At 60.7% G+C, this 26,970-nt stretch carries 25 protein-coding genes; 9 read left to right on the top strand and 16 right to left on the bottom strand.

Annotated features, from left to right (window positions below; all coding sequences use genetic code 11):
- Positions 1 to 4: 4 nt before the first annotated feature.
- From L8U60_RS07675 to L8U60_RS07665, 3 genes are all read right to left on the bottom strand, one after another.
- On the bottom strand, positions 5 to 1,756 hold the full coding sequence (locus tag L8U60_RS07675) for a bifunctional uroporphyrinogen-III C-methyltransferase/uroporphyrinogen-III synthase (RefSeq protein WP_269965777.1): 1,752 nt from the start codon (positions 1,754 to 1,756) through the stop codon (positions 5 to 7).
- A 195-nt stretch (positions 1,757 to 1,951) separates the two neighbouring features.
- Entirely contained in the window at positions 1,952 to 2,836 is an 885-nt protein-coding gene (gene hemC, locus L8U60_RS07670; protein ID WP_269965776.1) for a hydroxymethylbilane synthase, read from the bottom strand.
- A 17-nt stretch (positions 2,837 to 2,853) separates the two neighbouring features.
- On the bottom strand, positions 2,854 to 3,069 hold the full coding sequence (locus tag L8U60_RS07665) for a glutaredoxin family protein (protein WP_269965809.1): 216 nt from the start codon (positions 3,067 to 3,069) through the stop codon (positions 2,854 to 2,856).
- A gap of 95 nt (positions 3,070 to 3,164) precedes the next feature.
- Here L8U60_RS07665 and L8U60_RS07660 point away from each other — a divergent pair, with 95 nt between their 5' ends.
- Complete coding sequence (locus tag L8U60_RS07660) at positions 3,165 to 4,121, top strand: HAD family hydrolase (protein ID WP_269965775.1); 957 nt, start codon at positions 3,165 to 3,167, stop codon at positions 4,119 to 4,121.
- Positions 4,122 to 4,322: 201 nt separating this feature from the next.
- Entirely contained in the window at positions 4,323 to 5,414 is a 1,092-nt protein-coding gene (locus L8U60_RS07655; RefSeq protein WP_269965774.1) for an HNH endonuclease signature motif containing protein, read from the top strand.
- Positions 5,415 to 5,604: 190 nt separating this feature from the next.
- Here L8U60_RS07655 and L8U60_RS07650 read toward each other — a convergent pair whose 3' ends face one another.
- The 5 genes from L8U60_RS07650 to L8U60_RS07630 all read right to left on the bottom strand — a co-directional run bounded on the left by L8U60_RS07650 (position 5,605) and on the right by L8U60_RS07630 (position 9,101).
- A complete protein-coding gene (locus L8U60_RS07650) occupies positions 5,605 to 5,706 on the bottom strand; it encodes a 30S ribosomal protein bS22 (protein ID WP_003855542.1) in 102 nt (33 codons plus the stop codon).
- A 231-nt stretch (positions 5,707 to 5,937) separates the two neighbouring features.
- Positions 5,938 to 6,141 (bottom strand): helix-turn-helix domain-containing protein, encoded by a 204-nt coding sequence (locus L8U60_RS07645; protein WP_269965773.1) that lies wholly within the window; start codon positions 6,139 to 6,141, stop codon positions 5,938 to 5,940.
- Positions 6,142 to 6,446: 305 nt separating this feature from the next.
- A complete protein-coding gene (proC, locus tag L8U60_RS07640; protein ID WP_269965772.1) occupies positions 6,447 to 7,259 on the bottom strand; it encodes a pyrroline-5-carboxylate reductase in 813 nt (270 codons plus the stop codon).
- 48 nt (positions 7,260 to 7,307) lie between these two features.
- A complete protein-coding gene (locus tag L8U60_RS07635) occupies positions 7,308 to 8,156 on the bottom strand; it encodes a hypothetical protein (protein WP_269965771.1) in 849 nt (282 codons plus the stop codon).
- A gap of 21 nt (positions 8,157 to 8,177) precedes the next feature.
- Positions 8,178 to 9,101, bottom strand: coding sequence for a Ppx/GppA family phosphatase (locus L8U60_RS07630; protein WP_269965770.1), 924 nt, complete (start codon positions 9,099 to 9,101; stop codon positions 8,178 to 8,180).
- Positions 9,102 to 9,135: 34 nt separating this feature from the next.
- Here L8U60_RS07630 and L8U60_RS07625 point away from each other — a divergent pair, with 34 nt between their 5' ends.
- Positions 9,136 to 10,005 (top strand): DUF3109 family protein, encoded by an 870-nt coding sequence (locus L8U60_RS07625; protein ID WP_269965769.1) that lies wholly within the window; start codon positions 9,136 to 9,138, stop codon positions 10,003 to 10,005.
- Between the two features lie 16 nt (positions 10,006 to 10,021).
- On the opposite strand, the gene L8U60_RS07620 is transcribed toward L8U60_RS07625, so the two are convergent.
- The 3 genes from L8U60_RS07620 to L8U60_RS07610 are packed head-to-tail and all read right to left on the bottom strand — an operon-like array spanning position 10,022 to position 12,708.
- Positions 10,022 to 10,720 (bottom strand): response regulator transcription factor, encoded by a 699-nt coding sequence (locus L8U60_RS07620; RefSeq protein WP_269965768.1) that lies wholly within the window; start codon positions 10,718 to 10,720, stop codon positions 10,022 to 10,024.
- Positions 10,721 to 10,739: 19 nt separating this feature from the next.
- Positions 10,740 to 11,939: a sensor histidine kinase gene (locus L8U60_RS07615; protein WP_269965767.1), complete on the bottom strand. Its 1,200-nt coding sequence runs from the start codon at positions 11,937 to 11,939 to the stop codon at positions 10,740 to 10,742.
- Between the two features lie 22 nt (positions 11,940 to 11,961).
- Positions 11,962 to 12,708 carry a phosphoglyceromutase gene (locus tag L8U60_RS07610; RefSeq protein ID WP_269965766.1) on the bottom strand — a complete coding sequence of 249 codons (747 nt, stop codon included), beginning with the start codon at positions 12,706 to 12,708 and terminating at the stop codon, positions 11,962 to 11,964.
- Positions 12,709 to 12,953: 245 nt separating this feature from the next.
- Between L8U60_RS07610 and L8U60_RS07605 the strand changes: the two genes are divergently transcribed.
- Positions 12,954 to 14,117 carry a chymotrypsin family serine protease gene (locus L8U60_RS07605; protein ID WP_269965765.1) on the top strand — a complete coding sequence of 388 codons (1,164 nt, stop codon included), beginning with the start codon at positions 12,954 to 12,956 and terminating at the stop codon, positions 14,115 to 14,117.
- Here the strand turns inward: L8U60_RS07605 and mshA are convergent.
- Together mshA and L8U60_RS07595 are read right to left on the bottom strand one after the other, a co-directional pair.
- A complete protein-coding gene (gene mshA, locus L8U60_RS07600; protein ID WP_269965764.1) occupies positions 14,114 to 15,394 on the bottom strand; it encodes a D-inositol-3-phosphate glycosyltransferase in 1,281 nt (426 codons plus the stop codon). The genes L8U60_RS07605 and mshA overlap by 4 nt on opposite strands.
- 11 nt (positions 15,395 to 15,405) lie before the next feature.
- Entirely contained in the window at positions 15,406 to 16,383 is a 978-nt protein-coding gene (locus tag L8U60_RS07595; RefSeq protein ID WP_420840179.1) for a MinD/ParA family ATP-binding protein, read from the bottom strand.
- Positions 16,384 to 16,725: 342 nt separating this feature from the next.
- Here L8U60_RS07595 and L8U60_RS07590 point away from each other — a divergent pair, with 342 nt between their 5' ends.
- From L8U60_RS07590 to L8U60_RS07580, 3 genes are all read left to right on the top strand, one after another.
- A complete protein-coding gene (locus L8U60_RS07590) occupies positions 16,726 to 18,516 on the top strand; it encodes a long-chain-fatty-acid--CoA ligase (protein ID WP_269965763.1) in 1,791 nt (596 codons plus the stop codon).
- Between the two features lie 291 nt (positions 18,517 to 18,807).
- A complete protein-coding gene (locus L8U60_RS07585; RefSeq protein WP_269965762.1) occupies positions 18,808 to 22,191 on the top strand; it encodes an HtaA domain-containing protein in 3,384 nt (1,127 codons plus the stop codon).
- Positions 22,192 to 22,485: 294 nt separating this feature from the next.
- The gene (locus L8U60_RS07580; RefSeq protein WP_269965761.1) at positions 22,486 to 23,547 is read left to right on the top strand and encodes a hypothetical protein; all 1,062 of its coding nucleotides are present in this window, start codon (positions 22,486 to 22,488) and stop codon (positions 23,545 to 23,547) included.
- A gap of 6 nt (positions 23,548 to 23,553) precedes the next feature.
- On the opposite strand, the gene L8U60_RS07575 is transcribed toward L8U60_RS07580, so the two are convergent.
- Positions 23,554 to 24,651, bottom strand: coding sequence for a UDP-N-acetylmuramate dehydrogenase (locus L8U60_RS07575; protein ID WP_420840176.1), 1,098 nt, complete (start codon positions 24,649 to 24,651; stop codon positions 23,554 to 23,556).
- On the opposite strand from L8U60_RS07575, the gene L8U60_RS07570 reads away from it, so the two are divergent.
- Together L8U60_RS07570 and L8U60_RS07565 are read left to right on the top strand one after the other, a co-directional pair.
- Positions 24,640 to 25,131 (top strand): DUF2505 domain-containing protein, encoded by a 492-nt coding sequence (locus L8U60_RS07570; protein ID WP_269965759.1) that lies wholly within the window; start codon positions 24,640 to 24,642, stop codon positions 25,129 to 25,131. The two genes, L8U60_RS07575 and L8U60_RS07570, sit on opposite strands and share 12 nt — an antisense overlap.
- Before the next feature lie 108 nt (positions 25,132 to 25,239).
- Complete coding sequence (locus tag L8U60_RS07565) at positions 25,240 to 26,016, top strand: LmeA family phospholipid-binding protein (protein WP_269965758.1); 777 nt, start codon at positions 25,240 to 25,242, stop codon at positions 26,014 to 26,016.
- Here the strand turns inward: L8U60_RS07565 and L8U60_RS07560 are convergent.
- Both L8U60_RS07560 and L8U60_RS07555 read right to left on the bottom strand, forming a co-directional pair.
- On the bottom strand, positions 25,976 to 26,617 hold the full coding sequence (locus L8U60_RS07560; protein ID WP_269965757.1) for a beta/alpha barrel domain-containing protein: 642 nt from the start codon (positions 26,615 to 26,617) through the stop codon (positions 25,976 to 25,978). The genes L8U60_RS07565 and L8U60_RS07560 overlap by 41 nt on opposite strands.
- Before the next feature lie 12 nt (positions 26,618 to 26,629).
- A complete protein-coding gene (locus tag L8U60_RS07555; RefSeq protein WP_420840175.1) occupies positions 26,630 to 26,953 on the bottom strand; it encodes a DUF2516 family protein in 324 nt (107 codons plus the stop codon).
- Positions 26,954 to 26,970: the final 17 nt, after the last annotated feature.

Here is a 26,970-nt window from a genome sequence, read left to right as displayed (position 1 = left end):
CTGCCTACGAGCGGCGTGCGCGGCGCTTCTTACGCGGCGGCGGCAGCTGCCCCGCGGCGCGCAGCCCGGCCACGTGCTCGGCCAGTGCATCAACCAGGGACGGCACGTCCGCAGTCTCCGGCATGACGTCCACGCGCAGGCCCTGCTCCTTGGCTTCCGCTGCTGCCAACGGGCCAATGCAGGCAATGATGGTGCGCGCGTGCGGCTTACCGGCGATACCCACGAGGTTCTTCACCGTGGATGCGGAGGTGAAGCACACTGCATCAAAACCACCGGTCTTGATCATGTCGCGCACCTCCGGTGCCGGCGGGGCGGCGCGGACGGTGCGGTAGGCCACCACATCGTCGACTTCCCAGCCGCGTTCCTTCAGGCCTTCCAGGAGCACATCCCCGCCGATGTCCGCGCGCGGGAGGAGCACGCGGCCCACCGGGTCAATCTCCTCGACGTAATCCGGGAACACATCCACCAAACCCTGGGCGTTCTGCTTGGTGCGGTGCGGCACCAGCTCAGGGATCATGCCGCGGGAGCGAATCGCATCAGCGGTCTTCTGCCCCACCGCCGCCAGGTGAACACCGGCGAAGGAACGGGCATCCAGCCCGAGCTCCTCAAACTTGTCCCAGACCGCATCCACGCCGTTGACGGAGGTGAACACGATCCACTGGTAGCGGCCTTCCACGATGCCCTTGATCGCGCGGTCCATCTGCGCCGGGTTACGCGGTGCTTCCATAGAAATGGTGGGCACAGACTGCGGGATTGCGCCGTAGTAGTTCAACCGCGCATTCATCGGCCCTGCCTGCTCCTTGGCACGCGGAACCAAAACACGCCAGCCGTACAGCGGGCGGTTCTCCCACCAGGAGTACTTCGAGCGATCATCCACAGCGGTGCCAATGGTGACAACCAAGGTGCCATCCAAATCCGCGTCCAACTTGCCCACGGTGCCCAGCGTTGCGTCGAACGTACGCTGCAGACGCGTCGTGCCGTTCACCGTGACCGTCAGCGGCGTTTCCGGGGAAAAGCCACGTTCTGTCAGCTCAGCGCTGATCACCGGCAGGTGCTCTGCTTCACCCTGAAGCACGAGCGGCTGCGGGGCGGCCGCCAGGCCATCCCAATCCACCGGCTCATTCGCCAAATCAGCCTCGGTGTACGTCGACCCCAGCGGAATACCCGCGAAGGACGGCACCGTCGACGGCAAAGACATGCCCGGCACAACCTGGAACTCAATTCCAGCAGCCGCCACAGCAGAAATCTCCTGCATAACAGCATTGCGGGTGAGCGGGTTGCCCGCGATGAGACGAATCACATCACCATCGCCCGCATCACCGCGGTAAATCGCCGCCGCGGCCTCATCAAGAGCAGCCTCAAGCTTGTCGACGATCCCCTCTTCCCCCTCCGGCGCCCACTCCGACAATTCCGCCGCGGTGGGATCAGCCGGCTTCACCGGCTTACGGCGCGCACCGGCTTCCTTCGCCTTCGCGCACATCTCTTCGTAAGCAGCAGCAGCGGCTTCCAGCTTCTCAGCCGGGACGGGCAATGCCGAACCAACAACATCGCGGACGCCTGCGGAAACATCCGGATCAACAACCGCAACGGCGTTGCGCTCAAGCACCTCACGCGCACGAATGGTCAACAGGTCCGGGTTACCTGGACCTGCACCAACGAAAATGACCTTCCCCCGCAAAGCAGCCAAATCTGGGTCACCAGAACTGGCGGCGGCTGCCTTTTTGGGCGCGGCTAAGGGCGTGGAGGCACTCGTCATCGACACAAATCTCTTCTAAAACAGACTGCTAAAACTGCACAACACGTGAGAATTCACGTTGTGGCCGTCGTGCCTGCTCAGTCCACCGAATCCTGATTCAGGGGACCATATGGGTGGCGGCGCCGACGGCGTATGGTAGTTACACCTTAAATTGCGCAGGCGGAAATAAAAAACTGAACGAGTTTCATATCCGCTTTAAAGCACCTGCGCAGCCCCATCCTCCAACAGGCCTGCGGCAACTTCTGCACCCAAAGAATGCGGGTCCGTGCCACGCACTGTGCGAACAAATTGCTGTGACCCATCGAGCGCAAATACCCCGGCACGCAGCGTAATCACACCACCTTCGATGGTCGCACTCGCCGCAACAGGCGCCGTGCATCCTGCCTCCAAAGCAGCCAGCGCTGCCCGCTCCGCCCATGCGCACGCCGCATCATCAGGGCTGATCAGCTTATCGACGGCCTCCCGCGCCCCCTCATCATCCACCCGACACTCCACCGCCAGCGCCCCCTGCGCCGGTGCCGGCATGAACTCCTCAGCGCTGAATACCTGCGTGGCCACGTTCTCCAGCCCGACGCGCTTCAAGCCAGCGAAGGCAAGCACCACAGCATCCAGCTCACCATCTGTCACCCGCGCCATGCGCGTATTGATATTGCCACGCAAGGGACGAATATCCAGGTCCGGCCTCATCGCCTTCAACTGGGAAATCCGCCGCGGCGCAGACGTCCCCACCTTTGCCCCACGCGGCAGCTGCGCCAAGGACAACCCATCACGAGCAATCAACGCCTCCCGTGGGTCCTCCCGCACCGGCACCACCAAGTGCGCACGCGGTTCCGCCGCCGTGGGCAGATCCTTGAACGAATGCACCGCCACATCCGCCTCCCCCTTAAAAAGCGCCTCCCGGATCGCCGCGGTAAACACACCAACACCGATGCGCTCCACCGGCGCCATCGACATATCCCCCGCCGTCACCACAATGGTGAGCTCCGCGGGATACCCAGCAGCAACCAACCCCCTGCGCACAATATTGGCTTGCGCCTGCGCAAGATCCGATCCACGCGTGGCCACCAATAGCGTGCCCATCACATGCCCTTTCATCCTCAACGCAGCGCTTCAGCCAGCTCCGCGTTATCCACTTCCCAACACGCGAATTCCTCACCATCAATGACGACCACCGGCACGCGGTCGCCGAATTCGGTGGCGAGTTGGGGGTCCTCGTCGACGTCGATAAGCATCAACTGCGCACCCGCATCTGCGACAACAGGCTTAATTTGCGCAGCAACGCGGTCGCAAGAACCGCACGTCGCGCGCACCATGAGTTCAACCAGCACCTTTCAACACCTCTCCGTCGCGATTGGCGCATACGATGGACTAGGCTACCGCCACCACACCAACCGAAAGGACAGACCCCGTGAGCCCCATCAAAGGCCCCCGCCAACCGTGGTCGCACTCACGGGGCAACGTGCGCCGCTTCATCGAAAGCACCGCGCTTCCGCCCATCGGCGAGGAATACCAACGCAAAGCCGGTATCGCCGCAGCCCGCGCGGCCGTGGAAGCCGGCGGCATCCGCGTCACCACACCCGACCCGGACATCCCCCAACACGTCACCGCCGCCGCATTTTTCGACGTTGACAACACCCTCATCCAAGGCAACTCCCTCATCGCGCTGGGCTACCAACTGTTCAAGCGGCACTACATTGAACTCGGCGACATCTTCCCGTACCTGATCACCCAAGTCCGCTACCGCGTCTTCGGCTCCGAACTGCCCGACGCTATGGCCCAAGGACGGGAGAAAGCCCTCAGCGTGGTGAAGGGCCAAAGCGTCGACGAACTCAAGCAACTGTGCACCGACATCGTGGACAACCACCTGGTGGACCGGACCTACGACGGCACCCGCGAACTCGCCGCCATGCACATCGCCGCAGGTGAACAAGTGTGGCTGGTATCTGCCACCCCCGTGCAAGTGGGGCAGGCGCTCGCCGCACACCTAGGATTCACCGGTGCGCTTGGCACCGTGGCCGAGGAGAAAGACGGCAAATTCACCGGCCGCCTCGTCGGCGACATCCTCCACGGCCCCGGTAAAGCCCACGCCGTCCAAGCGCTGGCGGAAGCCCAAGGCCTAGACCTGAAGGAGTGCACCGCCTACTCCGATTCCGTCAACGACATCCCCATGCTGTCCCTCGTAGGCACCTCGGTGGCTATCAACCCCGACCGGCAACTACGTAAGCACGCCGAGAAGAACGGCTGGCTCATCCGGGACTACCGCCCGGTCCGCCGCGCCTTCACCGGCGCCCTGGTTCCCGTTCTGGTGGCAGGCGGGGTTGTGGGCTTGGTGAAGGGGTGGAAGCGCGCCCGCGGGAAGAAATAGGAGCTTCCCGCCACTGGCGGTTGATTCCGCGGTAAGCGTCTAAATCTTTTTTGGGTTTTTGTAGAACCGGCCTGTTTCCGCTGGTCCTCCGCGCGCTACCCTCCCTGCCGCCCGCTCCGCTTGTGGATAGTTTTTTGGGTTATCCACAGGTTTTTGGGGCCCTTCTCGCGCGTTGTTGCGTTTCGGTTTAGCGTGCAAGGCATGAGTTCATTTGCAGCTTCCGTGGCGGGGTTAACCAACCCCATTGAGACCTTGGCATCCTTTGATGCCCAGGAGCTCATCAGCCTTGGCTGCAAACCCGCTCTCATGCGCGAGTGGGCCAAAGTCCACAAGGCCTACTACGGGAAAACCAAGTTCACCCGCAAACAAGCCAACGCTGTTGCGGTCGCACGGTCGACCCAGAAGTCCATGGATCAACTCGTCTACATCGAATCCCGAGTAGCACCTTTCACCGACCCTGCTGAGAAGTGGCGCCTGCGCCTGGCACTGCTGTCTATTCCGGGGGATTACGAGACGCTCAAGCGCCGCTCCAAGGACATCGTGCCCGAGGTGGACAAGCCTGCCCCGGAACCAACAGTCGGGTTTGGACGCTCGCGTGAAGAGTCCCGCCCGATGAACGTCATGGGCCCAGAACGAGACATGGCAGCCATCGAATACGCACTACGCCAAGACCTCAAAGACGGCCCTGCCGGCCCACAGATGTACGAAAAACTCATGCGCCTCCTGGGTCTTCGCCCCGACGCTGAAGACGAGACCCCAACCCGAATCGCTCCTGCAGTGCCGCGTCCCTTGATCCTCATCCCACTGGAGGAGCACATCACAATCATGAAAGGCGACGGCGACGAAGTCATCCTGGGACTGACTGATGGCACCACCATGACCGGTGCGGAGTTTTTGGCCCAGAACTTTGGGGACGTCCTAGAAGTAGCGATGTTCCACCCCCAAGAAGGCCCCGTCAACCTGTACGACACACAACGCTTCGCCAACCAGAAGCAACGCGACCTGGCACGTGCCACGATGCCGACGTGTCCTGTACCGGATTGTAGGCATGCAGCCGATAACTGCGAGGTCCACCACATCAAAGCATGGTCCCAAGGTGGGCTGACCAACATGGATAACCTGGCCATGCTGTGCAGGTACCACAACAGAACCAATGATGATGACCCCACCAAGCCCCACCACGGGCGGGTGGAAAACATCAGAGGCACACCGATGTGGAGATCACCCCGCGGATACCTCGTCCCCAACACCGTCCACCCCTACGGAGCAATGACACTGCTCTACGGAAGGTAATCACCGAATAGCCAGCGACAGCTGGTCTTTCGGTGTGCCCGTTTGACTATGGCGATTCACGCGCGACAAAACCCCAGGTCGGGGATCGCTGGAAGGTGCGATAGTCAAACCGGCCCCGAGATTTGCAAAAGGAAAACCCGCCCACCTTCACCAGGCGGACGGGAATCCAAGTGCAGCTATAAGCAGCGGCTTACTTGCCGAGCTTACGACGCTGAACACGCGTACGGCGCAGCATCTTGCGGTGCTTCTTCTTGGACATGCGCTTGCGGCGCTTCTTAATAACTGAACCCATGGGGGTACCTCACTTCTCTTTGTACGTACAGTTCCCGTCGGACCCGGACCCAGGTCAAAGCTGTTGGGCCTTTACCTGGTGCGCACGGGGTGCACTCCCAACGCGCGGGCCGAAAATCCGACACGAATGGGTTTAGAGTTTACAGCCGGTGCTAGTCATTCCCAAAAATATTAGAAGGGCCAGCCGAAGCTGACCCTTCCACAAACCAGGGGACGCGCCCTCTGGGGATAACTATCCGACGTCAGGAGTGACGTCGTAGACCGAGGAGTCCAAGTACTCGGAGACAGCCTTCTCGTTCACACGGAACGAGCGACCAACTCGCACTGCCGGCAGCTCACCAGAGTGAACCAGGCGGTACACCGTCATCTTGGATACGCGCATGATCTCCGCGACCTCAGCAACGGTCAGGAACTTACCCTTATCTTCATTTGCCATATGTGTAGTTAACCTCCAGCATCTGTGCGCGCTGTAGGCTTCCCCTCCCACAGAATGAACACGCACGTGCTTGAACGAGCTTAGCGTGAAACCAGTGTCACATGCGACTCAAAAGCAAGAAAAGATTCACACTATTCACACAAATCCCACGGTCCACTCAAGGCCTATCCCGGTCCAACCGTTTCATTCCGGCTGGTAAGACGCGCCATGAGCGGCATCGGGAAACTCGTCGGGCGGGCGCGAGAATTTTCTCAAACTCCCCCCGCCGAATACCCGCGAAGTACCGGCACGGCACTCGTTCCTGGCTAGTCCCCCAACTCGGCAGCACGCTCCGCGGCGGCTTCCGTGGCACGGTAGAAGGCGCCGCGGATACCGGACTCCTCCAACTCGCGGATGGCCTGCACCGTGGTGCCCGCTGGGGAGCACACACCGGCGCGCAGATCCACCGGTGTCTTGCCCGCATGAGCCAGCATCACGCCAGCCCCCTCAGCGGTGGAGGTGGCCAACAGCGTGGCGGTGTCGCGGGGTAGGCCCATGGCCACGCCAGCGTCGATAAGCGCTTCGGCGACGAGGAAGAAGTAGGCGGGGCCGGAGCCGGAGATGGTCGAGGCGGCGTCGATAAGCTTCTCCGGCACAACCGCAACCTTGCCTGCGGCGGCGAGCAGATCAGTGACCAGCTCCTGCTGATCCTCATCGACATACTTGCCAAACGCCACCACGCACACACCCTTGCCCACCTGCATCGGCGTGTTCGGCATGACGCGCACGATCGGGGTGCCCGCGCTGTGGGAGGCCTCCGTCATCGTCTCCAATGTCACGCCCGCGGCCATGGACACCACGACAGTCGGCGTATCCGACGCCGCGATGGGCTCCGAGAGCTCCTCGATCACCGTGGTGATGTCGTACGGCTTCACGCACAGGAAGCACACGTCCACGTCCGTGACGGCCTCAATGTTGTCTTCGGTGGTGTTGATCCCGTACCGGGCCGCCAGCTCCTCGCGGCGCTCCGCGGTACGGTTCGTGGCGGTGATGGTTTCCGGGTCGACTCCAGAATTCACGAGGCCCGAAATCAGGGCCTCCCCAATATTGCCTGCACCGATAACTGCAATGTTTGTCATGCGCACTAGCGTGCCACAGTGCGCGCGGTGGGGCGATATTTCAGTGCGCTAGAAGCCGACGATGAGACCCGGACCGAAGGTCATAGCAAGGCCAGCAACAGCTGCGAGTGCCATGGTGAAGCCATCGCGGCCCGTCTTCATGCGACGCACAGCCAGCACGATGCCTGCCGTCACGGCCACCGCGAGCACGCCAACGAGGATCGAGTTGAGGTTCTCCCACAGCGCCTGGAAGCCCAGGAACACGAGCACGCCCACGATCAGGCCAGCGAACACGAGCAGGACGAGCATCACCGGGTTAACGGCGGTGTCTTCCTCGTACTCTTCGTATTCCTCTTCGCCGTCGACGAGCTCGTCGTAGTCCTGGTCATCCTCCGCCACCACAGCTTCCTGCGGCTCGGTCTTCGGCTGCGCAGCCAACGCCGAGGCCGCCGGCGTCTCACGCACGACGGGGATCACGTTGGTCTTTTCCGCATCTTCAGCAGCTTGCTTATCGACGTCCCCCACCTCAACCTTGCGCACCGGCACAGACCCGGTCTTGGTGGCGGGCTTCTTCTCGGCCGGCTCGACCTTGACGACCTTGACGTTCGGCTTCTGTTGAGGCTTAGCAGCCTCAGCAGGTCTATCAGTCTCAGCAGGTTTATCAGCCTCAGCAGGTTTAGCAGGCGCCTTGGGCTTTTGGGGTTCGGAGCGCTCGGTGTTCTCTTCGTCGATAGGAGCATTGGAGTGCTTGGGCTCAGCAGGGCGCGCATCAACGGCCTGCAGCGAGCCAGTGAGCTCAGCGACGGAGATGCCGCCCTCTTCGAGGCTGCGGCGACGGCGGCGTCGCGGCTGGGCGTCCGGGTTTTCTTTTTGTGCCCGGGCCATCAACTCGGCAACGGTGAGTTGCTTGTCAGCCAATTGAGCGTCTCCTTTGTGCTTCTATCCCTTGTCAATCTGCCGGAGGATCACGCCTTCGCGCAATGCCCAGGGGCAGATCTCTAACTTATCAATCTTAAGGGCACGCATGGCAGCTTCGGCGACCAGTGCGCCCGCAACGATTTGGTGGGAGCGGTCCGGGCTCACACCTTCCAGCTCAGCGCGGTCGGCTGCCGTCATGCGGGTAATGAAGGCGATGAGCTGGCGCAGACCCGGCGCGGTGAGCGTGCGCTTGACGTACGGGCCAGCCGAGGAGGGGGCGGCACCGGTCAGACGCGCAAGGGTGCGGAAGGTCTTGGAGGTACCCACAGCGAGGCCAGCTTCACCTTGGGCGAGGAACTGATCGGACACCGTACCCAGTTCCGCATCGATGTAATCACGCAGCGTGTTCACGGTCTTCTTCGACGGCGGGTCAGAGTCGAACCACTCGTGGGTCAAGCGGCCGGCACCCAAATCGAGGGACACGGCGATGTCGGGTTCCTCGTCGCTGCCGGTACTGAGCTCCAGCGAGCCGCCACCGATGTCCAGGTTGGTGATTCGGCCGGCGGACCAGCCGTACCAGCGGCGCACCGCCAAGAACGTCAAACGCGCTTCGTCTTTACCGGAAAGAACGTCCAGCTTCACGCCGGTTTCCTTCTCGATGTGTTTAAGCACGTCATCCGCATTCGTTGCTGAGCGCACAGCAGAGGTAGCGAAAGCGAGGAATTCCTCACACTTGAGATTCTTCGCCAGATCCGCGGCATCCTGAACCGTGTCGGTGAGCTTCTTTACGCCCTTATCCTCGATCGCCCCCTTCTTATCGAGCAATTCCACCAGCCGCAAAGACTGCTTCCAATCGCTCATGGGGGTCGGGTGGCCACCGCTCACGGCATCCACCGCTACGAGGTGGACAGTGTTGCTGCCCACGTCCAATACACCTAGTCGCACGTGTTCCAGAGTAGACCGTCTACCGTGGTCAAGTGTGAACCAACCTGTATTTCTGGGCTTTCCAAAACATTCGCCCGCAGGAAAATCCATCCGCGCCGGCCATGAACTTCCGCCAGATTTTCCCCGCGAGTGGTTCGAATTCATTCACCCGGATGATCCGCTGCACTACTTCAGTATTGATCTGACCTGGCTGGAATCCACATGGTCGTGCCGCTTTGGCACATCAACGTGCCGCGGTATTTCGGAGGATCTGCCCGTGGTGGGCTGCTGCATTCACGGCGCGTATTTGTCCGATGAGACAGACCGGGATGATCTGTACAACGCCGTCGCGGAGATGCCCGCGAAGTACTGGCAGCTCCGCCCGGACAGCGTGGACAGCTATCTCGCCGCGGGCGACTCAGTGGAGCTTGAGCCGTGGCTCGAGTGGGATGACGATGAAGAGGAGCCCTCGCTCAAGACCACGCTTATCGACGGCGCGTGCATCTTTGCCAACCGCCACGGCCATGAAACCGGCCCCGGTTGTGCTCTGCACCAGTGGGCGATGGCGGAGGGCCGCAACATCATCGGCTCAAAGCCGGAAGTGTGCTGGCAGGTGCCGTTTTCCCGCGAGGATGAATGGCAGGAGCGCAGTGATGGCCAGGAGATCCTGCGCACCACGATCGGTGAATATGACCGCCGTCAGTGGGGCAACGGTGGTGAGGACTTTGATTGGTGGTGCACCAACGACCCGGCGTGCCACGGTGGGCCGGATGCGCAGCCGGTGTGGAAGTCAATGAAAGCGGAACTGACGCAGTTGATTGGGGAGGAGGCGTACGCGATCGTCGAAAAGCATTGTGCTGCTCGCGCTGCCCTCCCGCAGGAGGCGAAAGCGGTGCACCCAGCGACGCGCGCTGCAGACTCGTGATGTCCCGAATGGGGCATTACGTCTCGAACTTGTACCCCAAACCGCGCACCGTGATGAGCTGTTCCGGGCGCGAAGGCTCCTTCTCAATCTTCGTGCGCAGGCGCTTCACGTGGACGTCTAGGGTCTTCGTGTCACCGACGTAATCCGAACCCCAGATCCTGTCGATGAGCTGCCCGCGAGTGAGCACGCGACCGGCGTTGCGCATGAGGTACTCGAGCAAATCGAATTCCTTCAGCGGCATGGCCACCGGCTGATCCTCAACGAACACCGTGTGGCGCTCCACGTCGAGGCGGACGCGACCGCCCACCAGAACGTCATCGCCCTCTGTCTCCTGCGCAGACTCAGCTGAGCCGGTGCCGCGACGCAGCACCGCACGAATGCGCGCGATGAGCTCACGGGTGGAGTACGGCTTGGTCACGTAATCATCCGCACCGAGCTCCAGGCCCACAACCTTATCGATTTCAGAATCACGCGCCGTCACCATAATGATCGGCACATCAGAGGTAGCGCGAAGCTTCTTGCACACATCCGTGCCGGACATCCCCGGAAGCATGAGGTCGAGCAACACCAAATCAATCTGGTTCGACTCGAACTTCTTCAACGCCGTCGGCCCGTCCTCCGCGGTAACGGTGTCAAAGCCTTCCTTACCCAGCAGGTAAGCAAGCGGGTCCGCGAGCGATTCCTCGTCCTCGACAATCAGGATGGTCGATGTCATCGATTCTTCCTACCTCGGCTCAACTGTCTTGTTTTTCTATTTGTTCAATTTCTTCCGGCACCACCGCTGATGCCATCGATTCAGGGGCGAAAACCGGAAGCTCAATCGTGAACGTCGAGCCTGTTCCTAGGCGCGACCACACCTTGATATTACCGCCGTGGTTGGCCACCACATGCTTCACGATGGCCAAACCCAATCCCGTGCCACCCGTCTGGCGGGAACGCGCCTTGTCCACGCGGAAAAAGCGCTCGAACACACGCTTTTGATCCTCCGGTGCAATGCCGATCCCGCGGTCCGTCACACGAATGAGCACTACTTCATCGCGCACAACCTTGTGCGTGACGCTCACTGGCTGCCCCTTCGGCGAGTAATTGATCGCGTTGGTGATCAAGTTCGCCAGCGCCGTGACCAGCAGCGCCTTATCCCCCATCACGAACGTTTCGTGCCGTGCTCCTCGGGTCAGCTCGATCTCGTGATTCTCCGCCGCGATGAGGTTGCGTTCAATAGCGGCATCAATCAGATCATCCACCTGCACCGGCGCCATCTCTGGCAAAGCCTCAGCCCCCTGCAGCTTGGACAGGTTGATCAGATCCGTGATCATGGCCCCCATCCGGTGAGACTCGCCCAGCAACTTGTCCCCGAAGTACTTCACCGTCTCCGGATCATCGGGATCCTCCAGCAGTGCCTCTGCCAACAAGGACATGCCGCCAACCGGGGTTTTCAGCTCGTGCGAGATGTTGGCCACGAAGTCTCGGCGTGCCGATTCCATCCGGACGTTTTCTGACTCATCACTGGCATAGACGATGACGTAGGAGTCCTCTGCCAACGACATCGGCTGAACTACAGCACGGACGTTATTCACCCGACTACCCGTCGAGCGATGCCTCATATTCAGATCCAACGTCCGCGTTTCCCGGTCCTCGAAGACCTTGCGGCCAACCTCCCAGACCTCCGGGTTGAGGGTCCGGTCATGCACGATGGACATCTCATGTGCCCTGGCGTTGGACAGGATCACGTCTCCACCCCGGCTCACCACCGTCACTCCGGTCGGCGAACCTTGAATGACTAAGTGCAGGATCTGGCTGACCGTGCGTACCCGGTTCTCCTCCGTGTTCGGGGCAGCACGACGAGGCCCTCGCCGCTCCTCGAGGAATTTCACCCCAAGGACAGCGAGGGCAACAACGAGACCTCCAGCAATGAAGGCAATAACCGTGTTCACCAGGACAAGCAGACCTTAGTTTCTACTTGTTGCCCTGGCTTGCCACAGCAGCGGCACCAGCAGCGGCAGCCTCCGGGTCAAGGTAGGTGCCACCTGGGTTGAGCACCTTGCCGTTGCCATCAATCTCGTACACCAGCGGCATACCCGTCGGAATGTTCAGCGCCGCAATGTCCTCATCCGAGATGTTGTCCAGGTACTTCACCAGGGCACGCAGTGAATTGCCGTGAGCTGCAACCATGACGGTCTTGCCTTCCAGCACCTGCGGCAGGATGACGTCGATGTAGTACGGCAGGAAGCGCTCCACAACATCCTTCAGGCACTCCGTGCGCGGCACCTCCGGCAGGAATGCGTAGCGCGGATCATTCGTCTGCGCGTACTGGTTATCTGTATCAATCGCCGGCGGCGGAGTGTCGTAGGAACGGCGCCAGGACATGAACTGCTCTTCACCGAACTTGTCACGGATCTCAGCCTTGTTCAGGCCCTGCAGCTTGCCGTAGTGGCGCTCATTCAAACGCCAGTTGCGCACCACTGGGATCCAGTGGCGGTCAGCCGCATTCAGGGAGATGTTGGCAGTGCGGATAGCGCGACGCAGCAGCGAGGTGAACACGATGTCCGGGAGGACACCCTTCTCACTCATCAGCTTGCCGGCATTGACTGCTTCCTTAATACCCTTCTCCGTCAGATCCACATCCACCCAGCCGGTGAACTGGTTGGATTCATTCCACTTGCTCTGTCCGTGGCGGACGAGGACTAGCTTTCCGTTGCTCATACAGCCAAGCATGCCAAAACATGCGCTTCTCTGCCGGTGAAACGGGGTTCCCCTACCGAAATGGGGTAGTACAAAAACCCATCCGCTCGGTTATTCCACGGATGTGCCCCCTGTGGTCTAGATTGACTGTTGTGATTTCGCGCCGTTTTTCCTCTCCTGCCATTGTGCTCGCTGCCCTTTGCAGCCTCATTCCCGCTGTACAGGCCCCGACTGCCTCTGCCGCGCCAGTCGACCATCAGGGAACAATGGCCAGCGCTGCAATTGCTGCCCCCGGCGCGCCAATGCGCCTGCGCCCCTTTGATGCCGCTGCCCCGTTCGGCCAGGGCAACGCCACCTTCAAAGAGGTGACGGGCCTGGATGTTCATCCGAACATGCTCGCCCGCGTGTGCACCCAGGGCCCGGTGGGCACCGTCACCCTGCCTAATGGCACGAAGCAGCGCATCATGTTGTCCGCTGGCCACTGCTTGGCGGCCGAGGATGTCACCGGCATGTTCATGGGTCGCACCGTTGATGCGCCGGTGCGTGGCGGTTACAAGAACATCGGCACCATTGACCTCGTGCGCACCAATGGCCTGCCCAGTGGATATGACCAGCTTGGCACGTCCGCGCAGAAAGCTCTGCGCGCGGAAGACTGGGGCATCGTGGTGCTTGAGGACGGCGTGGCCGCGGACGGCGCCGCCTCCTCCCGCGACCAGTTCAACCGTGGCCCCAGCGCCCCTGTCCCGATGACCGGTGTGCGCACCTACCGCACGCTCGCTCCGGGGGAAATTGCCCTGGATAACTTCGCTCAGCCGGTGTGCAAGGACGGCTCCATGAAGGGCCGCAACTGCGGTGTCCAGCTCTTCTACACCGCCAACAACGTGTGGACCTTGAACTTGAGCTACGCCACCGGCGATTCGGGCGGAGTGAATTTTGACCCGAAGACCGGCCAGATCATTGGTGTGACATCCCTCGGCTTCGGCCCGCTGGGAACGGCACAGCGCGCTGACCGTGCGATCGAATCCGCCTACGATCTGCCCGCCGGCACGGTGAATGAGCACTTCACCCCTGCCGCACCGAATGGCAACCGTGCTGATTTTGTCTCCGCGAAGGAAGAGGAGGCTGAGTTCAACCAGTACCTCACCGAGCACAACCCTGGTGTCACGCCGGAGATGATTGCTCCGCCGACGCCGCGCCAACAGTTCGACCAGGCAGTGGCGCACGCGACCGCTGATGCCGGTGTCATTGCCAATGACGTCCGCGATTTCGCTGTCCTGAGCAGTGTTGCTGCCATCGCCGGTGTGCCACTGGGCCAGATCGCTGATGCTGGCAGCACCGTGGCCAACGCTGTGGGGACGTACGCTAACGCGCACATCACCAACGTCGTCAACGCTGGCGTGTACGCCGCCCTCGACGAACTGGGCTACTAGTTCCCCACCGCACGCCGACGTTGCGGGGGCTCATAGCCTTCCACGGCATCGGCGTACACCGCAGCCAACGCTTCGGCCGAGGCTGCCCAGCTGAACTGTGCTGCGCGTCCGACGGCGGATTCGGCCATGGAGATGCGGCGGGAGTCGTCGATAAGCAATTGCCCTAAAGCATCAGCCCACGCGACAGGATCGTGCCCGTCGACGAGCACCCCCGTCTCACCATCCGCGACCGCGATGGGCAGCCCACCCGCGCGCGCCGCGACAACTGGGGTGCCGGTGGCCTGCGCCTCGATGGCGACGAGCCCGAAAGATTCGTTGTAGCTCGGCACCGCCACGATGTCCGCTGCCTGGTAAATCTGCACGAGCTCCTCCGGTGGGCGCGGGCCAAGGAAGCGGATCTTGCGGCCAACGCCGAGCTTGTGCGCCATCGCGCGGTAGTAATCCACCGACGCATCTGCGCCCGAGGCGCCCCCGCAAATGATGGCCCGCACGTTGCAATCCGGGTCCCGGTCAAGCAGCTCCGCCACTGCACGGATGAGCACCTGCGGGCCCTTGAATTCCTGGAGGCGCCCAACAAAAGCGATCAACTTGCTGTCCAGCGGAATACCCAAGTGGCGGCGCGCCACTTCCGTGTTCCGGTTCGTGCCCGGCGTGAACATCCGCGTATCCGCACCCGGTGTGACCACGCGGATACGGGCGGGATCCGCGTCATAGTGGCGGCCCAGCTGGGTGATCTCATCGGGAGTGTTCACCACCAGGACATCGGCGTTGTCCACGAGCTGCTGCTCACAAATCCGGCGGGCCTCCGTCTCCGGCGAATCCGCATCATCTGCCGAAGCCACCCCAAGGCGCGCGGCGTTTTTCACCGCAGCCCACGTGTGACCAGTGTGGATGAGCGGCACGCGAATGAGATCACGCAGCAACCAGCCCACCTGGCCGGAGAGCCAATAGTGAGAATGGATGAGGTCATACTCCACCCCCTCATCCCGCGTGAACTTCACAATCCCGCCCGCAAACGCAGCGAGCTGAGTGGGCAACTCCTCCTTAGCCAACCCCTCATACGGGCCGGCGACAATGTTGATCACGCGCAGGTTCTCAGACACCTGCACCACATCGCCCTGGCTCGGCCGGGTCGCGCGGGTAAACACGTCCACGTCCATCCCCGCGGCAGCGAGCTCACGCGCAATGTTGAGGACGTACACGTTCATACCGCCGGCATCACCCGACCCCGGCTGTTCGAGCGGGGACGTGTGCATGGACAACATTGCTACGCGCATGGTCCCCCAGCCTAGCGCGCATGCTTATGCCACTGACGAAAATCCATGGCCAAGGTGGCCGCCAACTCCTGGTACGCACGCAAGGTACGCGGGTGCATCCGCGCCACATCAATGACGGCCCCTTCCGCCAAGTGCGAGTCATACGGAATGACATGCACCGCCCGAGTTCGGGCCGCAAAATGCCCCACCACGCTGTCCATCTGCACCGCCACCTTGGGCGATGGGGAGGACACAACCACCACTGCGTTCGCCGCCAACCGGTCATAGCCGTGCAGATTCAACCAATCCAACGTCGCCGACGCGGACTGCGCACCATCCAACGCCGGCGATGTCACCAGAATCAGCGTGTTAGCCAAATCCAGCACCCCCGCCATCGCGGAGTGCATCAGACCCGTCCCGCAATCCGTGAGGATGAGGTTGTAGTGGTGCTGCAGAATATCCACCGCACGCCGGTAATCATCCTCGCTGAACGCCTCAGACACCGCCGGGTCCCGTTCACTGCCGATCACCTCCAGCCGTGAAGCGCCCTGCGTGGTGTACGCCCTAACCTGCCCATACCGGTCCGTGTCCGGTGCGCTCAGCAGGTCCCGGATCGTCGCTGAGCTCGCCGCATCAGCCGCCACACGCTGCGCGAGGGTGCCAAAATCCGGGTTCGCATCAATCGCGATCACACGGTCCCCGCGTGTTTCTGCCAGCACAGAACCCAACGCCACCGTCGTTGTTGTTTTGCCCACTCCACCTTTCAGCGACATCACCGCAATCCGGTAATCACCCCGCAAAGGAGTGCGGATGGTGTTGGTGAGATCGTCGTGTTCCTGTTGGCGTGGAGAAGCACCCAGATTCACGCGCCCACCTGTCATCCCGTGCACAAGCTTGCGCCAGCCGGACGTCGGGGGAGTTTTTGCAGGCTTAACGACGACTCCCCCATCCAACCCCTGCGCAGGCGGTGCCGGCGGAGTAGCTGGCATAGGCCCCGGCGGCACCGGCATGGGCGGCATGGGCATGGGCGGCATGGGCGCAACCCCACGCGCAGCCGCAACTTCCGGCACCCATTCCCCCAAACCGTTGTTGGCAAAGCGGCGGTACAGCTGCAGGTCATGCTGATTTCGAGTCTGGTCGTGCGTATGCGTCACGGAAAATTCCCCCTTAAAAAGATGCGTGCTGCCCCTCTACAGCGCGCTGTGGCCCATCATCCTAGCGAGTTCATGCCCTCTACGCGGGATAAACGATAGTTGCGTGATTTAAGTTACAAAATTCCCCACATAGATCACGCATCACATATATACTTCACCGGAGTAAACCAATTCACAACATACGTGGAGGCAGACAACATGTCAGCATTCGAAGAAAAAGCATGGCTTTCCAGCTATGCAGAGTGGACGCCACCAGAGGTAGAACTTGGCGACGACACCATCTTGGACATCTACGACGAAACGTTGGCCAAGAAGTCCCACAAGAACGCCCTGTACTTCTTCGGTCGCACCACCACGTACGCTGAGCTCGACCGCCAGGTCCGCAGCTGCGCTGCTGGCCTGAAGGCTTTTGGCGTCCGTCCGGGTGACCGCGTGGCGCTGGTTATGCCGAACTGCCCGCAGTTCGTTATTGCCTTCGTTGCCACCCTGAAGCTCGGCGCTTCCGTTGTTGCCCACAACCCGCTCTACACCGAGCACGAGCTGCGCGGCCAGTTCCAGGACCACGGCGCACGCGTGGCCATCATGTGGGACAAGGCAGCTGGCAACCTCGCTGGCCTGCGCAAGGACACCCCGCTGGAGACCATCGTCTCCGTGGATATGACCAAGGCTATGCCCAAGTACATGGAGCTGGCCCTTAAGTACGTTCCGGTGAAGAAGCTGCGCGAATCTCGCAACAAGCTCTCCGGCCCGGCACCGGACACCATCGCGTTTGAGACGCTGCTGTCCTCCGCGATCGGTGGAGACGGCCACGACCTGAAGAGCCCGGAGATCACCCAGGACACCACCGCCGTGATCCTGTACACCTCCGGCACCACCGGTGAGCCCAAGGGCGCACAGATCACCCACGGCAACTTCAACCACCAGATGAAGGCCGGTAAGGCATGGGTGAAGGACCTCGGCCGCACGGATGAGAAGATCTTCGCCGTTCTGCCGCTCTTCCACGTCTACGGCCTGGCACTCAACCTTGGTCTGGGCATCATGGTTGGCGGTGAGATCACCCTCCTGCCGGCACCGGAGCCGGACCTCATCCAGGACGCACTGAAGAAGAACCCGCCCACCTGGATGCCGGGCGTGCCTACCCTTTACCAGCGCATTAGCCAGTCCGCTATCAAGAACGGCACCACGCTGGACTCCATCCGCAACTCCTTCTCCGGCGCGTCGACCCTGCCGGTCTCCACTGTGGAGGCATGGGAGAAGGTCACCGGCGGCAACCTCGTGGAGGGCTACGGCCTGACGGAGACCTCCCCGATCGTCACCGCTAACCCTATGGACGGCTCCCGCCGCCCGGGCTACATCGGTGTTCCGTTCCCGAACACCCTCGTCCGCATCGTCAACCCCGACAACCCGACCGAGCTCATGCCGGACGGCGAGCCGGGCGAGCTCGTGGTCAAGGGTCCGCAGGTGATGAAGGGTTACCTGAACAAGCCGGAGGCCACCGAGAAGGCGTTTGTCGACGGCTACTTCCGCACCGGCGACATGGGCATCATGGAAGAGGACGGCTGGATCCGCCTGGTCTCCCGCATCAAGGAGATGATCATCACCGGCGGCTTCAACGTCTACCCGGACGAGGTGGAGAACGTCATGCGTGAGCACCGCGACGTCGAGGACATTGCCGTTGTTGGCCGCCCGCGCTCGGATGGTTCCGAGGACGTCGTTGCCTGCATCACCCTCGCCGAGGGCGCTGCCCTCGACCCGGACGGCCTGCAAGCCTACGCTCGCGAGCGCCTCACCCCGTACAAGGTGCCGCGCACCTTCTACCACTTCGAGGAGCTCAACCGCGACATGACCGGCAAGATCCGCCGCCGTGAGGTCCAGCAGTCTCTGATCGACCGCCTCAACGCCGGCACCGCTGCCGACGGTGAGAACGCCGCCGGCACCCCGGAAGCACCGAGCGAGGAGCAGATCGAGCAGGGCAAGCAGGACAACTAACGCCTAACCCAACGCCACGCCAGCCTCTTCCCGCCAACGCGGGAAGAGGCTTCGTCGTTGTTGGCTGCGGAGCCGGTTTGACTATGCCACCGCACGCGCAGCAAAAACCCAGGTCGCAGATGGGTGGTTGGGCACATAGTCAAACGGACTCGAAAGCTAATCGAGGGAAACCCTCACCCCCGGCTACCTCCTCAACATTTCGATCGATAGAACATTAGGCTAGCCTTCATTTACCTGATATCGCAGTCTCCCAGGACCATTTTCCCAATCCTTTACATGCAAGGAAGGCTCATGTCTATCTCCGCAAGGCGCACATGGGTGGCACTTTTCATGGTGCTCGCAATCATTTCGGGCGTACTCATGCCCCCGCCTAAAAGCGCGCATGCTCAAGAAATAATCCCGATCACTCAAGGTCGAGTGACCTGGGGAATTTACGAGTCATGGCGCAGCTACGTTGGCACTCAAGCAGCAACGGTGTCTGGAGGTGTTGAAGTCCTACCCAGCGGTGAGTACAGCTGGCCGATCGAATCCGGCACCTATGATCCCGAGTCAAAGACCCTGACAGTGAAAACCAAAGGCCAAGTCAGGTTCACGCAGTACAAACAGCCTGACGGCACCTACCAACTCGATTCAACCTATAAAAACGTTGAGGTGATAATCTCCCCTACCACCCAAGAGATTCGCTTGGATTACGTAGGTAACTCTCGGTCGACCGGCCAGCTAGAAGAAAAATCTGGCACGTACGCGACACTCAACATTTCAGACGCGAACCCTAAAACGGAAAACAATGCGACCACGTGGGAGCGGATTCCGACTTTTCAGGCCTCTCTCATCGACCTTTATCCACAGGGCACGCCAATCGATCCAGTGTCCATTGAGTACCAAGGACCTGGAGGCAAACCCTCTACCTCACGACCGGAACTTCCCGGCGGAATTCCTGTCTTGTCCCCGAATCAAACATGGGTAAGCAACACCCAGGACGAACAGCCATTCGTCACTTTCGCCTCGCCGAAGAATGACCTACTGCACGTCATCGAATACTCCAAGATCACTTCGGAGGTGCCTGAGCTCACCCTCCGGCATATCAAGGCCAGCACCATGGAAGAGATTGCCTCCGAGCCATTGCCGGTGAGCAAATCAACTTCTGCCCGTTTTGCCTACGATCCCGAAACTGAGTCAGTTTTCTACGGTGACTTCTCGCTGGGTGCGAACCGTGCGGGACTGAGCAATATCGACATCAAACGGGCTCACTACAACCCTGAAACCAAGCAGACCCAGGTCAGTACCGTCGCCACGCTTACCGACGACCCGGACTACCGCCGTATCGGCTCGATCGTCTGGGACCCTCACGAAAACGAGCTTGTTGTCGCAATCGACACTGGCACGAACAATCCGAAGAAGATTGGGTTCGTGTATCTGGACGGGGAGGACTGGAACGAAACAATCGCACCCCTGAACCTTGAATCCCGTCGAATCGGCGAACAACAGCCCTTCATGCTCAGCCCGTCAATGTTCACCAGTGAGTCCTTCCAGCCGATGAATATCATTCCCATGGGCGACGGCGTGTACGTTGCAGCACTCGGTGGCACCTACCAAACTGCGGGAAGCACGAAACGTAAAGGCATGCCAGCGTTTCTCCTTGAGCGCGCAGGCAAGCAAACATTTGCAACACCGATCGCAGGCACCACTCCCTCAAAGCAGGCACTGCTAGGAACTGCGTACTCCATTGCTCAGCTAATCGACGATAAGCACGTCCTTCTTAGCACCGCTGATCTTTTCTACGGTGACCTGCAGGTAGTCACTGTAGAAGACGATGAAGCCGAGGCAGGCGAAGAATTCACCCTTCCTAACTGGGAAAATACTGCAGCCTACGCCGCAACTTTCGATCCGACATCGGGCTTCCAATATGTGCTCGGCCGGGATAAGGCCCTGTACGTTCTCCGTGACGGCGCCCATATCCACCGTTACCAATTCCCCGATACGTCTAATGCCGGTTTGTCTCCGCAACCAACATTCCCACTCACGGTCTCCTCAGACGGATCCGTGGTCTTCCAGGTGACGGACCCTGAGACCAAGAACGCTGGTTTGAGGCGCTTTGAGTTGCTTGGAACATCGCCGTCGTTCACTGCTTCGCCGGAGTCCACAACTATCAACCTGGGACGCGCCAGCGAAGGTTCAGTAACCCTAAGTGCGGAAGCGACGAAGACGGATCTGGCCAGCACTCGTCACTGGCAGGTCAAGCGTGCTGGCGAAAGCTCCTTCGTCGATATCAATGGAGAAACTGGCGATGAGTTCACTGCCAAGGTGACCGCTGCCGACAACGGCGCGCAATTCCGTGCGGTTGAACGCACTAAACGTGGGGATGTGGTGTCCGATACCGCAACCATCACCGTGACGGGTGCACCAGCAGTGACCCAACACCCGAAGGACATCACCGTTGTTCCAGGTGAGCAAGCCGCATTCAGTGCAAGCTTCGCATCTCACCCACCAGCTACCAAGATCGTGTGGCAACGATACTCCAACGGGTTCTGGGCAGATATTTCGCTTGACGACGACACCACCGTCGCAACCAACGACACCACATCAGTACTCACTCTGTCTAAAGCTTCTTCCGATATGCATTCGGTTCGCGTCCGAGCACACGCTGTGAACGATGCCGGTGATATCTTCACTTCCCCGGCAACATTGACTGTGAAACAGACAGGGAACTCAGGTGAAACCCCAACCCCACCGAAAGCACGATCCGTCAAGGACGCAAAGATGCGCTGGGCTTTCAACGACGAGCTCCAACACCGTCCGCCCGCCGGAGGAGTCAACTACCTCTCAGCTGATATTTCCGATGGAACGGAAGCAACCTACTCCGCCAACAACGGGGACGTAGCCATCAAAATTGTCAACGGTGACTCCGTCGCGTCTCCTACGTGGAAGACCAAGGCTGACTTCCTCGGTACAGAAAATGCACAGCAGGTCGTGGAGCTTTCAGGTGGACGCGGCTCTATCAATCCAGATGGTTCTGCCACGATCGAATGGGAAGGCTCAATGAGCCTCAACTACTACGGAGGCTTGGCGGTATTCAGCATTACCAACCCCCGACTTGTGATCAGCGCAGATGGAACTGGAGAACTGCGTGGTGACTTGTCCGGTTATGAAACGGATCGCACTGCATTAACGAAGCTCCCGCTGCAACCCCGCGAGGACGTTCAAATTGCAACGTTCAAGAGTGTCCATATTGATGAATCTGGCTCCCTCACCGTCTCACCTGAATTTGCAGGACGGGAGATTGAAGTGCCAGAAGGTCACCGCCCGCAAAACCGTTCCGTAGCAGGATGGGGAGCATGGCCACAAGAGTTTGTGGACTTCCAATTCAAAACGGGCCTATCCTCCTACTGGTACTCCTCTGGAGGCTCCTCAGATAGCGCCAAGGTTCCGCATCCAATCACCTTTGGCTTCGGAACTACGAGTGATGAGGGCTCTACAACCACTCCGGATCCTGCACCGGAGCCACCAACGCCTAGCCCATCGGAATCTTCTGATGTCCCAGCCTGGCTCCGAATCCTCGGCGGGACGCTGGCGGTCCTTTCAAGCGTGATTAGCGCACTTTCGCTCGTGGGCATGCTGCTTCTTAACGCATACCCAGACCTGCGCAAGCACCTGCCCTCAATCGGCCTCAACTAAGGTCTAGCCGAACGCCACGCGAGCCTCTTCCCGTACATGTGGGAAGGGGCTGCGTCGTTTTTGGGCTGCGGAATTGGTTTGACCATGTCACCCCGCGCGCAACAAAAGCCCAGTTCGCGGATGGACGGCGGGGCACATAGTCAAACGGAGCCGAAAGCTCGCCCGGCGGGGACGCCCCCACCCCCGAACCCCACTAGATATTTTGATTGATACTTACTTAGGTTACCCTTTATTCATCTGACCCCGCGGGTTCCCGCGGTCATGTTCTCAATCCCCTAAACCCAAGGAAGGCTCATGTCTATCTCCGCAAGGCGTATATGGGCGGCACTGTTTATGGTGCTCGTAATCATTTCGGGTCTACTCATGCCAACGACCACAAGCGCTCATGCTCAAGAAGCCACCCCCGCTCCGCAGGAAATACGAGCCATCAAGGGTGCCCAGCTGCGTTGGTCAATTAATGATCAGCTTCAAAAACGCCCGCCAGTTGGTGGTGTCAACTACCTCACTGCTGGTATCTCCGACGGCAAGAAGGGGACCTACTCAAGCAGCGAAGGAAACGTGGCCATCAAAATAATCAACGGCGACTCCGTCACGTCTCCTACCTGGAATACCAAGAACAACTTCCTCCGCATGGGTAATGCACAGCAGGTTGTTGAGTTTTCAGGCGGTCACGGCGCTATCAATCCGGATGGCTCTGCCACGATCGAGTGGGAAGGCTCAATGAGCTTCAACTTCTTGGGAGGATTGTCAGTATTCAGCATCACCAATCCACGCCTTGTGGTCAATTCAGGCGGCACCGGCGAATTGCGTGGAGACCTGTCCGGCTACGGCTCTGATCGCGTCAAACTAACAAAACGCCCTCTACAACCCCGTCAGGATATGCAAATCGCGACATTTAAGGATGTCCACATTGACGGAACGGGATCCGTTGTTATTTCACCTGAATTCGCGGGCCGCGAAATTGATGTGGACCCAGGGCAGAAACCACAGATTCGTTCCGGCGCAGGGTGGGGAGCATGGCCACAAGAGTTTGTGGACTTCCAATTCGAAACCGGCTTGTCTTCCTTCTGGTACACCTCTGGGGGTTCCACCGACGCAGCGAAGGCTCCGCACCCAATCACCATCGACTTCGACGCCAAGACGGATCAGAACTCCACCCCCACGCCGACGCCTTCACCGGAACCGCCGGCGGCCAGCTCCACGGAGCCCACTGAGGGGCCAGCTTGGCTTCGCATCCTCGGTGGGACGCTGGTGGTGCTTTCAAGTGTGATCAGTGCGCTGTCGCTCGTGGGCATGTTGCTTCTCGACGCATACCCGAACCTGCGAAAGCACTTGCCGCCTATCGGCCTTAACTAACGCAAGCTAGTCCAGGGAAACACCCACCCACACCGGCTCCGGTACGAGGGTGACGCCGAAGCGGTCGCGGACACCGTCGCGGATGGTGCGGGCCAGGTCGACGATGTCGTCGGTGGTGGCGGATCCGCGGTTGGTCAGTGCCAGGGTGTGCTTGGTGGACAGGCGTGCTGGTGCATCGTCGCCCGGGAAACCACGGGGGAAGCCGGCGCGTTCGATGATCCAGGCGGCGGACAACTTCACCATGCCGTCGGGCTGGGGGTAGCGCGGCATGGTGGCGGCGTCGGGGCCGACGGTGCGGGCGACCTCGTCAGCGACGGCCACGGGCACGATCGGGTTGGTGAAGAAGGAACCGGCGGACCAGGTGTCATAATCAGCCGCGTCCAACACCATCCCCTTGGAGGCGCGGACGCGGAGGATGTCCGCGCGGGCTTCGGCAAGCGGAAGGCGCTCCCCGCCCAGGTGACGCAGAGGAATCGACAGGTCAGCGGGCGCGAGCTGCATCTCAATATCCAGGACAACCGCGCGGCCGGTGAACTTCAGGTTGGAATAGCGGTATGCCAACTCAAGGGAGCTGGCGGGTACCCACTCAGTCTCGCCGGTTTCGCGGTTGTACAGGTGGACGCGCGTGAGCACGTCGGAGACTTCCGCACCATAGGCGCCGACGTTCTGCACCGGGGTGGCACCGGCGGAGCCCGGAATACCGGACAGCGTTTCAATACCGGACAGGCCCGCCTCTACCGTGGCGGCCACAACGTCGTCCCACACGGCACCAGCACCGGCACGAACAAGGCCGGGCACGCCACCGGCGTTGACCTCAATACCGTCATTGGCGGCGATCACCACAACAAGATCAAGGTCGCCGTCAGCCACAACGAGGTTGGAACCACCGCCGACGATGAGGAGGGGGGTGCGGGATACGTCGAGAAGCGAAACTGTGCGCGCAAGCTCCTCTGAAGTACGCGCGCGAAACGCCTCACGCGGGGCACCGCCCACGCGCAACGTGGTCAGGTCCGCTAAACGTACGCCGCTAAGTCGCTCGGCCGGTGGAGTCGCTGAATGTTGATGCACGCAAACAACGGTAGTCTGTTTGGCATGGCAACTCATAGCGAAAACACCGTGACCATCAACCAGCAAGTAGCAAAGGTGCACGAGGCGTACTCGTCCCGCGCATACTGGGAGTTCATTGCAGCAAACCTGTCGCCTGAGGCAGGCGAGGTCAACGAGTTCACTGATAACTCCGTGACCCTCTTCGAGGTTCTGCCCACCACCGTCCTGCCGGAAGCCGTGCAGGCCATGGTGTCCCAGGCGCTGAAGGTGAAGCGCGTGGTCAACATCGGCGCACTCGAGGGCGAGGCCGCTGAGGTGACCTACACCGCTGACGTCAAGGGCACCCCGGTTGACTTTGGCGGCACCATCAAGCTGGCTGGCGCTGGCGAGACCACGACGCTGAGCTACGACAACGAGGTCTCCGTGAACATCCCGTTCATGGGTCCGGCCATTGAGCCGAAGGTCGGCGAGGCTCTGGGTGACCTGTTCAACCAGGAAGGCGAACTGACTGAGAAGTGGATCGCCGAAAACCTCTAGTGCCCAACCAAGGCCCGTCAAATATCCCGCCAGCATCCAGGAAACTCACAGGATGTTTGGCGGGATAATACTTGGCACTGGCATATACGTCGTGCACAATGGCGTTTCATGACACGCACGAAATCTCATCGGGGTATCAAAATCGCCCTGGGCATTTTCGGCGCGTTGATCGTGCTGTTTTTCATTCTGGAGATCGGCCTCCGCATGTTCATCGCACAGCAGATCAAATCTGATTTTCTGGACAACGCGCCCGATTCTGTGACTGTGGAGCGTGAGCCCACGGTCCGTTTCGGCGCAATGCCCGTCTTGTTTGGGCTGGCCAGCGGGAAGATTCATCACATCAACCTTGATCTGCCCTCCACGCTGACCCCGGATAGTTCTTATATCGCGGGCACCCCGGCAGCAACCATTGATGCGACGGGGCTCGCTCTTGACGAGGATAATCCGCACGCTGATCGCGTGGTGGTGAACACCATGCTGCCGCAGGCCGTTGTCCGCGACATGCTTCGCCGCGAGCTAGGGGATTCGCTGGAGGAATCCAGTGACGGAAGCTTCGTTGACCTCAATAGCATGCTGACCGTGTCCAAGGTGCAGGCCAATCCGGAAAGTGGCACGTTCACCATCACGTTCTCTAACGGTGCTTTTGCGGTGGAACTGCGCCCGCATATTCAGGATGGCCAGCCGGTGTTTGAAGCGGTGTCTACCCAACTACTGGGCCGCACGCTGCCTGATTTCTTCTCTGATGCGGTGAGTGTTGCGCTGGAGCGCGGCCTCAATGATCAAGTTGTTGGGCAGATGAAGGTGGAGCGCTTCGACGTGGTTGATGGCGGTTTCGCCGTGACCATCATCGGGGAGAATGTTCTCCTGAACGACCTGCAGGTGTAACAAACACTCGCTGCGCACCCGCATAAAGCGCGTCCACCGCGCCCTCCAGAGTGTCCGCACCATAGACAGCCAGCTCGCAAGTAGTCTCCGGGAGTTCCGCCCCAGCCGCCACAGCAAGGACCGCCGCGTCGACGCGCTCCGCCATGCGCGCGAGAGCATCGAGCATCTGCTTATCGACGCTCCCCTCACACACCACCCCCATCCTCGCCGGCGCATCCACCACCTGGCTCACCGCGATGATGTCCGCCATAACGGCACTGGCACCGCTCTCCCCCGCTGCGAGCACATCCGCGTCCACGGCAAGCCAGATCTCCCCTGCACCGTCTTGGACTGCCAGGCGTGCTTCCGCTGCTTTGATGAGGCTGTGGTGACGCCCTGTGGGCCAGCCCACGAGAGCAATGACGGGGCCGGTGCTGATAGTGGCGACTGCCGCTGAAACACCAGTGGGCTCTACGACGATGCCTGCCTCCGGCTGATCAACGATGCTGCTGCTACTACTCAGCGCTGTCTTTGCAGCTGTCTTTGCAGCTGTCTTTGCACGGGGATCGAACACACCGATGCGCTGGGAGAGCCAGGAAAGATCCTCCGAGGAAACGTCCACGAGTACCCCTACTTACCAGCCGTAATTGCCGCGCAGAATGTTGTTGATCTGCGGGCGCACGTCGAAGAAGTAGACACCGATGAACACGCAGCCAATCAGGCCGAGGAATCCGAGGCCACTCAGGCAGGCGATACCGCTGACCACGAGGATGGCCACCCAAGCCCACTTCTGCATGCGGTCCGCCGCAGTGAAGGCATCATCGCGCGTGACACCAGCCATCACAGCACCCACGATGCCCGCCACACCCACGATTGCCATGAGGAACTGGCGCAGCAGTGTCGGCGAAAGCATGATCCACGTCTCAAGCGGCACATTCGAGAGCTGGAGCAAGGTCATGGTGGGATCAAAGCCTT

The organism is Corynebacterium meitnerae (genome assembly GCF_027570075.1).
GTDB lineage: Bacteria > Actinomycetota > Actinomycetes > Mycobacteriales > Mycobacteriaceae > Corynebacterium > Corynebacterium meitnerae.
Note: the sequence above shows the minus strand (reverse complement) of the source record. Positions and strands in the feature narration are given on the sequence as shown.